The sequence below is a fragment of the Myxococcus sp. AB025B genome (assembly GCF_006518215.1).
In the GTDB taxonomy this organism is placed as follows: domain Bacteria; phylum Myxococcota; class Myxococcia; order Myxococcales; family Myxococcaceae; genus Myxococcus; species Myxococcus fulvus.
In genome coordinates, this window is the sequence record NZ_SRLW01000334.1 from 1 (window position 1) to 10,558 (window position 10,558).

13 protein-coding genes are annotated in these 10,558 nt (G+C 69.0%); 5 read left to right on the forward strand and 8 right to left on the reverse strand.

From position 1 onward, the window contains the following. Positions 1-9: 9 nt before the first annotated feature. Positions 10-1,047 carry a nucleotidyltransferase family protein gene (locus FL311_RS36400; RefSeq protein WP_141332280.1) on the reverse strand — a complete coding sequence of 346 codons (1,038 nt, stop codon included), beginning with the start codon at positions 1,045-1,047 and terminating at the stop codon, positions 10-12. Next, positions 1,044-2,528 (reverse strand): MraY family glycosyltransferase, encoded by a 1,485-nt coding sequence (locus FL311_RS36405; protein ID WP_141332281.1) that lies wholly within the window; start codon positions 2,526-2,528, stop codon positions 1,044-1,046. Before FL311_RS36405 ends, FL311_RS36400 begins: the two co-directional genes overlap by 4 nt. 317 nt (positions 2,529-2,845) lie before the next feature. On the opposite strand from FL311_RS36405, the gene FL311_RS36410 reads away from it, so the two are divergent. Genes FL311_RS36410 through FL311_RS36430 form a run of 5 tightly spaced genes read left to right on the forward strand, consistent with a single transcriptional unit; the run spans position 2,846 to position 6,754 of the window. After that, positions 2,846-3,943, forward strand: coding sequence for an acyltransferase (locus tag FL311_RS36410; RefSeq protein WP_228557315.1), 1,098 nt, complete (start codon positions 2,846-2,848; stop codon positions 3,941-3,943). 7 nt (positions 3,944-3,950) lie between these two features. Then, complete coding sequence (locus FL311_RS36415) at positions 3,951-4,712, forward strand: FkbM family methyltransferase (protein ID WP_141332282.1); 762 nt, start codon at positions 3,951-3,953, stop codon at positions 4,710-4,712. Beyond that, the gene (locus FL311_RS36420; RefSeq protein ID WP_141332283.1) at positions 4,709-5,398 is read left to right on the forward strand and encodes a glycosyltransferase; all 690 of its coding nucleotides are present in this window, start codon (positions 4,709-4,711) and stop codon (positions 5,396-5,398) included. The genes FL311_RS36415 and FL311_RS36420 overlap by 4 nt, the downstream gene beginning before the upstream one ends. A gap of 51 nt (positions 5,399-5,449) precedes the next feature. Beyond that, the gene (locus tag FL311_RS36425) at positions 5,450-5,671 is read left to right on the forward strand and encodes a hypothetical protein (protein ID WP_141332284.1); all 222 of its coding nucleotides are present in this window, start codon (positions 5,450-5,452) and stop codon (positions 5,669-5,671) included. 33 nt (positions 5,672-5,704) lie between these two features. Continuing rightward, positions 5,705-6,754, forward strand: coding sequence for an acyltransferase (locus FL311_RS36430; protein ID WP_228557316.1), 1,050 nt, complete (start codon positions 5,705-5,707; stop codon positions 6,752-6,754). A gap of 15 nt (positions 6,755-6,769) precedes the next feature. Here the strand turns inward: FL311_RS36430 and FL311_RS36435 are convergent, their stop codons facing one another. From FL311_RS36435 to FL311_RS36455, 6 genes are all read right to left on the reverse strand, one after another. After that, complete coding sequence (locus FL311_RS36435) at positions 6,770-7,255, reverse strand: hypothetical protein (protein ID WP_141332286.1); 486 nt, start codon at positions 7,253-7,255, stop codon at positions 6,770-6,772. 32 nt (positions 7,256-7,287) lie between these two features. Continuing rightward, positions 7,288-7,467 carry a hypothetical protein gene (locus tag FL311_RS36440; RefSeq protein ID WP_141332287.1) on the reverse strand — a complete coding sequence of 60 codons (180 nt, stop codon included), beginning with the start codon at positions 7,465-7,467 and terminating at the stop codon, positions 7,288-7,290. A gap of 235 nt (positions 7,468-7,702) precedes the next feature. Then, positions 7,703-8,095, reverse strand: coding sequence for an ROK family protein (locus FL311_RS45650; RefSeq protein ID WP_255510392.1), 393 nt, complete (start codon positions 8,093-8,095; stop codon positions 7,703-7,705). Further along, positions 8,058-8,360 carry a hypothetical protein gene (locus FL311_RS45655; RefSeq protein WP_228557318.1) on the reverse strand — a complete coding sequence of 101 codons (303 nt, stop codon included), beginning with the start codon at positions 8,358-8,360 and terminating at the stop codon, positions 8,058-8,060. Before FL311_RS45655 ends, FL311_RS45650 begins: the two co-directional genes overlap by 38 nt. Positions 8,361-8,492: 132 nt before the next feature. Beyond that, the gene (locus FL311_RS36450) at positions 8,493-9,410 is read right to left on the reverse strand and encodes a glycosyltransferase family A protein (RefSeq protein ID WP_141332288.1); all 918 of its coding nucleotides are present in this window, start codon (positions 9,408-9,410) and stop codon (positions 8,493-8,495) included. Positions 9,411-9,414: 4 nt separating this feature from the next. After that, positions 9,415-10,365: a glycosyltransferase family 2 protein gene (locus FL311_RS36455; RefSeq protein WP_141332289.1), complete on the reverse strand. Its 951-nt coding sequence runs from the start codon at positions 10,363-10,365 to the stop codon at positions 9,415-9,417. Positions 10,366-10,558 lie beyond the last annotated feature (193 nt).

Here is a 10,558-nt window from a genome sequence, read left to right on the forward strand (position 1 = left end):
CCCACCCGCTCACCTGTCCGGCGGGCCGCGCAGCAGGGTGTCCAGGCGCCGCAGCGCATAGCGGACCATCGCCCCGGGCTCGGGCGACAGCAGCAGCTTCGCCGCCATCCAGCGAGGCCGGCTGTGCACCAGCTCGGTCGCCACCAGGCGAGGCTCGGAGAAGAACCGCCGCCCCAGGCGCCTGCGCCACCAGGCGGGCGCGAGCGCGGCGAGGACATCCTCCGGCACCGGCGCGCCCAACAGCCGCCGTGCGACCTCCCAGCCGTGGAAGACGAGCTGGGGCAGCCCCGAGTCCCGAGCCCCCTCGATGACGCGGTCCCAGTCCAGGCCCCGCGCCGCCAGGAGCTTCAGGTCGAACAGCCAGGCCAGCCGCTGCAGCAGGTGGTGGCTGGCGTGGAGGGCCAGGTAGACGGCTTCGTCCTCGGGGCAAAGCCACCGCACCCGCTGGCCATCCACCGTGCCCTCCACCGCGCGCGCCAGCAGCGCATCGCCCTCGAGCGCCCTGCCCCAGCCCGCCAGCGCGCGGAAGTGCAGCTCCACGAGCCCCGCCTTCCCCTCCAGCTCCAGGTGGTGCGAGTCCACGTCCGAGTGGCGCCCATCGCGCGACGGGCGCACCGTCAGCCCCAGGCTGGAGAGCTGGTGCACCGCCGTCGCCACCTCGGTGCGGGACACGAGCAGATCCACGTCGCGCGTGGCGCGCTGGAGCGGGTCCGGGTACAGCCTCAGCGCCAGGCCGTAGCCCTTGAGCGACACGGGGACGATTCCCTCGCGGGACAGCGCCTCCAGGCTCTTGAGCAACAGCGCCTTGACCTGGAGCGAGCGGGCCGCGCCGGCGAGTGACTCCCGGCGCAGCAGCGCGCTCGACTCCGAGGGGAGCTGCCACCCGGCCTGCCCCACCGCGTGGGCCACGAACCCGGCGAGCCCGTGGCGGACGGCGCTCCGCACGAAGGTGTCCGCGTCGGCGCCCTGGGGAGCGCGAATCTCCGGGGGCTCGGGCCAGGCGCGCAGCAGCCCGACGAGGGGGCTCGGGCCTGGGCGGGTCGTCATCGGCGCAGCGCGATGACGCGCCCGGGTTCAGCGTCCGCGACGGACAGGAACTTCACGGCGCGCTCGGCGATGGCGTCCGCCACCAGTTCCAGCGCCAGCTCCTCGTCCCGGTCGATGGCGTCGCGGCCATCGCGCCAGACGAGCAGCAGCGCGCCGAGCACCTGGTCCTCGTCCTTCACCTCGAGCCTCCGCTCGAAGGGCAGCGACAGCCCCGCGGCGCGCTCGGTCTCGAAGACGATGCCCTCCACGAGCTCGTCGTGGGCCTGCTGGAAGCGCAGCTCCTGGCGCGACACGCCCAGCACCTCCGCCAGCGGGCGCACGGCGCTCCAGACCTCCTGCGGCGAGCGAGCCTCACGCACCGAGCCGATGACCTGCTTCACCACCGAGCGCAGCCGGAGGTTTCGCTGACGGCGCTGCTGCATGTCCCCGGCCCGTCCCAGGTCCAGGTAGCCCAGCTTGCGCATCATCACCGCGATGACCACGCCCATGCCGCACAGGAGCAGGGCGCTCTGCGCGCTGTTGGCGAAGTTCAGCCCCAGCGCGGTGAGCATGAACAGGCCGCACAGGGCATACAGCACCAGCACGGTGGAGCGGTGGCTGAGCACCATGCGGCTCATCACGCGGTGGTGGATGTGCTCCTTGTCCGCGCTGAACAGCGGGCGGCCCAGCAGCGAGCGGCGAATCACCGCGAGCAGCGTGTCCATGATGGGCAGGCCCAGCGCCATGATGGGCACGAGCATGGCCACGGCGGTGCCGCTCTTGGTGCTCGTCTTGATGGAGACCGCCGCGAGCACGAAGCCCAGGAACATGCTGCCCGTGTCCCCCATGAAGATGGAGGCCGGGTTGAAGTTGAAGACGAGGAACCCGAGGATGGCCCCCGCGAGCGCCGCCATCAGCAGGCACAGCAGCACGTCACCTCGGGACAGCGCGAGGATGAAGTTGGTGCTCACGCCGAAGAACGCCACGCCGCCCGCGAGCCCATCCAGCCCGTCGATGAGGTTGAGCGCGTTGACCACGCCCACCATCCACAGCACGGTGAAGGGCAGGCTCAGCGCGCCCAGCGTCAATTCGGGGCCGAAGGGATTGGCGATGACCTCGATGCGGAAGCCCAGCGCATACAGGCCGAGCGCCACCGCGAACTGCACGCTGAACTTCAGCCGCGCGCCAGCTCCCCGCAGGTCGTCGTAGAGCCCGAGCGCGGCGATGACGCCACCGCCGACGAACAGGCCCATCACCAGGTCCGTGTGGGAGCGGAAGTTGTGCCCCACGCCCGAGTCCACCAGGAACAGCGCGCACAGGGGCGCGAAGAAGCCCGCGACGATGCCGATTCCACCGAGCCGGGGAATGGGCCGCACGTGGACCTTGCGGCTGGAATTGGCCTGGTCGAGCCAGCCCCACGCCAGGGCCTGGTTGCGCACGACGTACGTGAGCCCCAGGGCGACCATCAGCGAAACGAGGAAGGCAACGAAGAAGGTGATCATCGAGGTGGGCCGCCTCCGTCATGCTGACGGTGAGCGTCACGGCGCGTCAATGAATGTCGTTGTGCGACACTCGGATGTCGCACGAGTCGTCCCTCGCCGAGCAACCATGCGGGCTGCGGCGTGTCATTGTTGACCTCGAACGGAACCGATTCCTCGTCGGCGGAGAATGCGAGAGGCCGGCCCTGCTGGCAGGCCCTTCGTCGTCCGCTGTTGACGGCTTCGCGTCGGGGGACACAATGCGCCCACCTCTTGCGCATGCCTCCCAGGACATCCATCCGCCTACAAGCCCACGGGCCGTCGCCGTCGGGAGCAACCCGTTGAGTGGCGAGCACGCGTCCCCGCGGCGCATGGATGGGCTGGATGTGCTGCGGGCCATCGCCATCCTCGGCGTGCTCGTGTTCCATGCGCCCGCGGCGGTGCATGACGCCGTGCCGTACGCGGTGCGCTTCGCGTTCGCGCACGGGTGGATGGGCGTGGACCTGTTCTTCGTGCTCTCGGGCTACCTCGTGGGTCGGCAGGTCTTCGCCACGGAGGATGGGCCCACGTTGGGTGCGCAGCTGCGCACCTTCTGGATGAAGCGCTGGATGCGCACGCTGCCGCTGTACTTCGTGGTGCTCGCGCTCTACGCGCTCAAGCCGTGGCTGGTGGGCACGCCGTTCGTGGGAGGCGGCTGGCACTACGCGCTGTTCCTCCAAAACTTCGGGCATCCGCGCGACTTCGTGCAGAGCTGGTCCTTGTGCGTGGAGGAGCACTTCTACCTGGTGCTGCCGCTGCTGGCGTTCGCGCTGGGTGGGCGACGCTGGCCCGCGTGGGCGTGGCTGGGCTCGGTGGCGTTGAGCGTCGCGGCGCGATGGCTCTTCTCGCGCGGCCTGCCGGCGGACGTCAGCATGTCGAGCCTGGACACGCTCGCGCCCTGGTCCACCGAGTTGCATTTGGATGGGCTGGGCATCGGCGTGTTCCTGGCGAAGACCGCGCCCACGTGGCGGAGCTGGTCTCCGCGAGGGCGGATGATGTGTGGGCTCGCGGGCGTGGGCGTGCTGGCGCTGACGGTGGGGCACCACGGCGCCATCGTGACGACGACGAACCACATCGGGCTGTTCGCCGGGTTGGCGGTGGGCTTCGGCGGAGTGCTCGTGGGCCTCGAGTCGCTCCAGCTCTCCCGAGCCCCGCGCTGGGCCGTCTATCAAATCGCGCTGCTGTCCTATGGCGCGTATCTCTGGCACGGGCTCGTGCTGCGAGGGGTGGAGCGGCTGGACCTCCGCCTGGGCGCGTGGGGGCTGGACCTCCTCGCGTACCTCGCCCTGACGTTGGGCGTTTCGTGGGTGACCTACGTCGCGGTGGAGAAACCCTGCCTCAAGCTGCGAGACTGGCTGTTGACCCGAGGGGCGCTCCCGCCCGGCGTCTTGTCTCCGTAGGAATGCCATGCAACGACTGAGGGACCACCTGACGCCGCTGAGCCAGCTCCGGTATCTCGCCTGGCGGGCGATGCCGCTGGGGCGTGAGGTGACGGTGAAGCTGCGCTCGGGGGAGAGGCTCTCCCTGAGGCCGCCTCCCGCCGAGGACCTGGCCACGGCGTACGAGATGTTCGTCGCGGAGGTCTACCGTCCCCCGTTCTCCGTGCAGTCGGACGCCACGCTGCGCATCGTCGATGTCGGGGCGAACTGCGGACACTCGCTGCTGTTCTGGGCGAAGCACTACCCGCGCGCGCACGTCGTCGCCTTCGAGCCCCACCCCGTCCATCTGGCGATGCTGGAGCGAAACCTGGCACTCAACGCGCTGACGCCGCGAGTGTCCCTGCACCGAGCGGCGGCGGGAGTGAGCGCGGGTGAGGTGGGCCTGATCGACGCGGAGAGCGCGTCCACCATCGTGGATGCGAGCGAGGGGCGCTCGCTGCGCGTGCCGCTGGTCGACTTCTTCGAGGCCATCGGCGACGAGCCCATCGACCTGCTCAAGATGGACATCGAGGGCGGGGAGTACGCGCTGATGGAAGACCCGCGATTCGCGCGCCTGAAGATCCGCACGCTCATCATGGAGTGGCATCGCACCCGGGAGCGGCCGGACGGCAAGGCCTGGTGCGAGCAGCGGCTCGCGGCGCTGGGCTACGAAGTCACGCAAGGCATCTGGAGCAGCGAGGTGAACGGGCTGCTCTGGGCGCGTCCTCGTGAGACCGGGGCGCGTCCATGAGTTCGCCGGGCGTCACGGTGGTCATCCCCACGTACAACGGAGCCCAGCGCGTGGAGGCGCCGCTGCAGGCCCTGGTCGAGCAACAGGCGCCGGGCGGGTGCTTCGAGGTGGTGGTGGTGGACAACAACTCCTCGGACGGCACGGCGCGCGTGGTGGAGGAGAGCGCGTCGGTCGCGGAGCTGCGTCGCCGGGGCGTGGACGTGCGCGTGGTCGCTGAGCCTCGCCAGGGGTTGCTCTTCGCGCGCCTGTGCGGAATCCACAACGCGCGGCGCGAGGTCATCTGCTTCCTGGATGACGACAACATCCCCGAGCCGAACTTCATCGCCGACGGGCTTGCGCACTTCGAGGACGCGGGCGTCGGCATGGTGGTGTCGCGCATCTATCCCCGGTACGAGACGCCGCCTCCGCCGAGCATCTCGCGGCGTGAGCACCTGCTGGCCATCAACCACCGGATGGGGGATGCGCTCATCGACTTCGGAGCGGAGGCGACGCTCGCGCCGACGATTGGCGCGGGGCTGTGGATGCGCCGCTCGGCGATATTGGACGCGGTCCCCTGGCGGACGCCGGAGCGACTCATGCCGGGCCGGCTGGGGAAGCTGATGGTGAGCGGCGAGGACATCGAGCTCGGGTACCTGCTGGGCAAGGCGGGCCACCGTCGCATCTACGGGCCCACGCTGAAGGTCTGACACGTCATCCCGAGCAGCCGCTTCGAGACGCGCTACTTCATCCGACTCATCATGGGCGTGGTGCGCAGCGAGAAGACGCTCGAGGCGCGCTACCTGGGGCGACGCATGGGAGCGCTGTCCCGACTGAAGGAGTGCGCGCGGCTGGTGGGAGCGGGGCTCGCGAGTCCGGCGCTGGCGCTCCGGGGAGACTCGGTGCGCGAGGTGCTGTTCGTGCTGGCGAGCCGCTGGGCTCAGGTGCAGGGCCCGTATGCGCAGCTGCACGAGTCGCGCTGACTGACATTCATGGCGCTCCGGTCACGTCGCACCTTGGGTGAGTGTCTCGAAGGCCGGGGGAACAACCTGGACTTCCTGCGCTTCGCCGCGGCCACGGGCGTCATCGTCAGCCACGCGTTTCCGTTGGGCGAGGGCGCCGCGAAGGCTCCCGAGCCCTTGATGGACTTCACGCGCGGACAGCTCTCGCTCGGGCTGGTCTGCGTGGCGGTGTTCCTGGTCATCAGCGGCGTGCTCATCACGCGGAGCTGGGAGCGCAAGCCCGACGTTCGTGCGTACCTCCTGGCGCGCACGCTGCGAATCTTCCCCGGGCTCGCGGTGTCGCTGTTGCTGACTGTCTTCGTGCTCGGCGCCGTGTTCACCGCGTCCCCGCTGGCGGAGTACTTCACGTCGAAGGACACGTACACGTTCATCCTGCGCAACTTCACCCTGGTGGAGCCGCAGTGGATGTTGCCCGGGGTGTTCGAGGGGAACGTGTACCCGGGAGCCGTCAACGGCTCGTTGTGGACGCTGAAGTACGAGGTGGGCTTCTACCTGCTCGTGCTGGGCCTGGGCGTCACGGGGTTGTTGCGCAAGGAATTGGCGCTGGTCGGGTGGTGTGTCACGGCGGGGCTGTCGCTGCTGCACATCGGGCGGCTGGGGTTCTGGCCGAACCTGGGGCTCGCCTTCGGGGGCGGGCTGGTGCTCTACCTCTGGCGCGAGCGCGTGAGGATGAGCGCGTGGATCGCCGCGGGCTGTGTGCTGGTGCTCGTGGCCACGTCACTGCTGGGCAAGGGGCTGTCCATCGCCATGGGCTCCTGTGGCGCGTACCTGGTGGTCTACCTCGCCTTCCTCCCGAGCCGACTCGCGAGCTTCGGGCGCCACGGGGACTTCTCGTACGGGCTCTACATCTACGCGTTCCCCGTGCAGCAAGCGGTGGCGGCGCTGATGAACGGCGCCACGCCGTGGTGGTGGAACGCAGCCCTGGCGTTCCTCCCCACGCTCCTGCTCGCCGTCTTGTCCTGGCGACTCGTCGAGCACCCCTGCATCCGGCTCAAATCCGTGAAGCCCCACGCGGAGACTCGGGTTCAATCCAGACCGGTCTGACCCAGCCATCACTCCCTACTGAATCAAATGCTCCAGTGAGGCCGTCAGCGCGTCCGACTCCTGGTGGACCCGCTGGCCTCCTGAATAGAAGAACCAGGTCACTCCAAGAGCAATCACCATCACCACCCCCCACGACGCAAGCGTCACACCATACGTCAGGAAGACCCCGGCCGCGGCCACCAGCGAGCCAGTGAGGCAGCGCACCACCGCCATCGCGCCGAGCCGTGTCACCAGGCGGACGCGCCCATCCGCCAGGACCTCCAACCGGGACGCGATGTTCTTCCCCATCCGCGTCACCAGGTACTCCCCCAGCGGAATGTCGCGCCTGACGAGGAGACGCGCGCCATCCCTGCTACCGCGATACCACCCGCCGCCACCGGCAGACCCCGGGCCCGGCGAGACCTTGAAGGGCCCCACCCAGCTCGCCAATCGGGCCTCCGTCTGCTCTCGCACCTCCGAGGGCTCGAAGACTCGTTCGATACGAATTCGGAAGAAGCTCATCCGCCGTTGACCTCATTCTCCAGAATCGACCCTCACGGCCAACCATACGTCCGCTTGCCGTAGAGCATCACCGCGATGATCAACCCGAACGCGAGGGCTCCGCACACGAAGAACCACGCGATGCCTAACAACTGGAAGCGGCGAGACTTGATGCCCCCGAGCAGGAGCATGAACTGCCCCCACTCCCGCCACCCCAGGGGTAATCGACCCATGACGGCGGCCCCTACAAACACGCGCATCCCCAGAATCCCAATCAATCCGAGCAGCGCCCCACCTGTAAGTGCGACCGTCGAGAAGACGTCCTTGGTGTGCACGGTCCCCCCGCGTCGAGCATTCACGTGGCCTGTCCACGCGAAGTGATCTTGCCCGGCGAGGCGGAGCAGAGTCCACACATCTGCGGCGCTCTCGCCCGACCGTATCGCTCAACCCCCATCGAGTGGGCACGGACTACGTCACGTCAGGCTCGACCAGCAGCGCCGCGCCAATCGCGCCCGAGAGTTCGCCCAACTCCGCGACCAGTACCGGGGGCTGTCGCTCCGTCATGAAGACATGGGGGCTCATGGCCTCATGAATCCGCCCGGCATACTCGACACCCAGTCGTGAGCCCAATCCTCCGCCCAGGATGACCGCCTCCACATCCAGCAGGTTGATGGCCGACGCGACTCCGACGCCCATCATGTGCACAGCGCGCTCGATGAGCTTCGTCGCCAGCGGGTCCTCCTCCTCCAGCGCCTTCTTCCAGATGCTGCTCGTCAACCGCGTGCGCCGCTTCTTGCGCATCAGCTCGAACAGTTGCGTCTTCTCACCCTTCTCCTCTGCCTTGCGCGCCTCGCGCTCCATGTTTCCGCGCCCCGCGTAGGCCTCCATGCAGCCCCGCCGTCTGCACCGCCTCCTCCAGCGCGCCGTACATCTCGCGCACCACGTCCTCCGGCTCGCCCTGCGTGGGCGTCGGATGCCTCGCGTGCCCTATCGGCTTGCCGTGCCCGTCGATGACCACGGCTTCGATCTTCGTCCCGCCCAGGTCGATGCCTCCCCACACCTTCCCGCGTCGCTGGACTCGCGACCTGCGAGACGTCACCGTCCTCTTCGAGCGGACCCGGTCCATGTCCAGCCTCCGAGCAAGGGCCACACCAACGTCCCTCGGAAGATGCGCAGACCCCGCTCCGTCCGGCAGCCCGTAGGGTCGCCTGCTGTGGAGCCACTCCGGACGGACAAGGCCCTGGCCGCTCGGCCGGGCTCAGTGACTTCGGACGACGTGCGCCAGCCGCCTCACCGCCACCTTGGGCAGGAACCCCAACAGATAGCGCCACCGAGGGACCTCTCGATGGAACGGCAGCCCCCGCCAGTACAAGTCCAGCGCAAGGTCCATCCGCTGGTGGTCCACCATCACGTGAGACACGTGCCGCGTGGCGTACAGGAGCATCTCCAGCCGCTCGCGCCTGCGCTCGGGTCCACCGGGATAGCGCCCCAGTCGCTCCTGCATCAACTGGTACGCCATGCCTTGATGGGCCGACTCCAGCATCGTCGACTCGGAGCCGTGGTGCTGGCGATAGCCCACCATCACCGGCGAGCGCACCCACGCGAAGCCGCGCTCCGTCCCCAACCGGAACAGCAGGTCATAATCCTCCGCGACGATGCGCAGCGGCGTGAAGCCCTCCACCTTTCGCAGCGCCTCGGTCCGCACCGCCAGGACGCAGGCCGTGCGCGGCGTCCGGTCCAGGGCGCTCGCCAGATAGTCCGCGAACGGTGACGCGCGCACGGGCTCACGGCCCACCCGCGCCAGCTCCGACTCGTCACGGAAGGTCACCGACGTGCCCATCACCACCGTCGGTCGCCCGTGCTCCTCGAGCACCTGCCGATACGACGACAGCGTCCACGGGAACCACAGGTCGTCACTGTCCAGGAACACCACGTACTCGCCCCGGGCCGCCTCGATGCCCCGGTTGCGCGCGACTCCCGGTCCCGCGTTCACCTGCTGGAGCACCTTCACACGCTCGCCCAGCCGCGACAGGACCTCCAGCGTGTCATCCGTGGAGCCGTCGTCCACGACGAGCACCTCGTAGTCCCGCTCCTCCTGCGCGAACACCGACGCCAGCGTCCGCTCCAACAGCCGCGCCCGGTTGTACGTGGGGATGACGACGGAGAAGAAGGGCATGTCGTCAGACCCGCGTCCGCAGCCCCATCTCGGAGATACGCAGGAACGTGGCGAGCTGCCGCCGGTACTCCGTCAGCTCCATGCGCCCTCGCAGCAACGTCTGCGTCAACACCAGCGAGTTGTACGGCAGCGTCCCCACCAGGATGGCGCGCAGCATCCACTCGCGCATCCGCCCGTGGTGCTTGCGGAAGTACGCCACCCGCGTGCGCCACAGCTCCACGCGCACCTTGTCCGGCCCCGTCGCCGAGGGACGGAACGAGCGGCTCGTCAGGTGCGTAATCACCGCCTCCGGACAGAAGGCCACCTCCCAGCCCGCCTTCCACGCCCGGACACACCAGTCCGTGTCCTCCGTGTTCCCCAGGGGCGACATCGCCTCGTCGAGCAGCCCCACCTCCGCCAACGTCTCCTCGCGCACCACGATGCACGCGCCGAGCACCCAGTTCACCCGAGCCTCCTCGTGCCCGTACTGCGCCGGGTCGATGTCCTTGCGCTTCAGGAAGTGCAACGGACGCGGCAGGAACACCAGGTCGAACAACTGCCCCGACAACGACATCGGACGGAAGGTGCAGTTCTGGATGGTGCCATCCGCGTTCAACAGCCGCGCGCCCGCCATCCCCACCCGCGGGTTCTCGTCCATGAAGCGCACGAGCGAATCGAACGCCCCCTCGTGCACGATGGTGTCGTCATTGAAGATGCAGAAGTATCGCCCCGAGACCTGCCGCAGCACCTGGTTGTGGTTGGCGGAGAACCCCTTGCGCGCGGTGTTGAAGAGCCAGCGCACCTGCGGGAAGTCGCGCCGCATCGCCTCCACGCCCCGTCCATCCGTGGCGTTGTCCACCACCCACACCTCGAAGGTGCACTCGCGCGTCGTCGCGTACAGCGTCCGCAGGCAGTCGTGCAGCAGCTCCGGGTTGCTGTGGTTGACGATGGAGATGACCAGGTCGGGCTTCGACATCGAATGCCTCACGTCCTTCATGACGCCGGGCTCGCCGGCGCGGACCGGGCCGCGCGTCGCGCCCGGACGAACTCAATGATGTCTCGCACCTCACCCACCAGGGAGCGCAGCCCAGGCAGCCACTCGCGCGCGAGGACGAGCAGCAGGAACGACACAGCCCCCACGCCCCACCGCGCCCAATCCCCCTCGGGGC